At 74.7% G+C, this 928-nt stretch carries 2 protein-coding genes; one reads left to right on the top strand and one right to left on the bottom strand.

The window, feature by feature from the left end; all coding sequences use genetic code 11:
* On the top strand, positions 1 to 535 hold a 535-nt coding region (locus CCN72_RS37195), incomplete at its 5' end, for a TetR/AcrR family transcriptional regulator C-terminal domain-containing protein (protein WP_086812683.1).
* A gap of 10 nt (positions 536 to 545) precedes the next feature.
* Here the strand turns inward: CCN72_RS37195 and CCN72_RS37190 are convergent.
* Positions 546 to 928, bottom strand: a 383-nt coding sequence (locus CCN72_RS37190) for an MBL fold metallo-hydrolase (RefSeq protein ID WP_143664354.1), incomplete at its 5' end; no start/stop codon positions are given.

Below are 928 nucleotides of genomic sequence, written 5' to 3'. Positions count from 1 at the left end.
GCTCCAGTTCGTCGCGGTCGCGGACGTACCGGTAGAGCGCGATCGTGCTCATGCCGAGCTCCTTGGCGACCGCGACGAACTGGAGCTGCTGGTCGTGGAGTTCGTGCTCGCGGCGGTCGACACCGGGGCGCCGGACGCCGGCCTGCCCTGGCGGGAGCGGATCGAGGTCCTGGTGCGGCGGATGCGGGACACGCTGGGCGCGCACCCCGCGGTCGTCCCCCTCACCATGACCCACCGGCATCACTCGCGCGCGCTGCTCCGCTGGTCCGAGTCGGTCCTCGCGGTCCTCACCGGCGCGGGCTTCGACGGTGAGCGGCGGGTCATCGCCCTGCGGAGCCTGATCGCCTACGTCAACGGCGCCCTCCAGCTGGAGCACCTGGGCGCCCTCTCCGGTGCGGGCACGGCCGCCATCTCGGCCCTGCCGCCCGAGGACTTCCCGCTCATGGCCGCCACGGGCCGCAGCGCCCGGCAGGTGGACCCCGAGCGGGAGTTCTTCGGCGGGCTGGCCGTCCTGCTGCGCGGTCTGGCCGACTGAGCCCCGCGGTTCAGGCCGATCGGAGCCGGTCCGCCAGGCCCGCCTCCTCGAACGCCGTCTCCACGTCCCGCCGTGTCTCCGTGAAGTGCGCCCAGCTGTCGACATGGGCCGCCACCACCCGGCGCGCGCCCAGGAGTTGAGCCGCTTTCGCCGCACCCTGGCCGTCGAGGACGAGCAGCGCGTCGTCGAGGGCGGGCATCCGGGGCGCGCCCGCGAAGAGGACGGCGGTGTCGACGGGGGCGTACCGGGCGGCGATCTCCCGTACGAGGTCGAGGGAGGCGTTGTCGCCGCTGATGTACACGGTGGGCAGGCCGGAGCCGGTCAGCAGGAAGCCGGTGACCTCGCCGAGGAGGGGTTCGCAGCCCTCGGGGCCGTGCAGGGCGGGCGCGGCGG

The organism is Streptomyces murinus (assembly GCF_002154555.1).
GTDB lineage: Bacteria > Actinomycetota > Actinomycetes > Streptomycetales > Streptomycetaceae > Streptomyces > Streptomyces murinus.
This window is presented reverse-complemented; position numbering and strand designations above follow the sequence as displayed.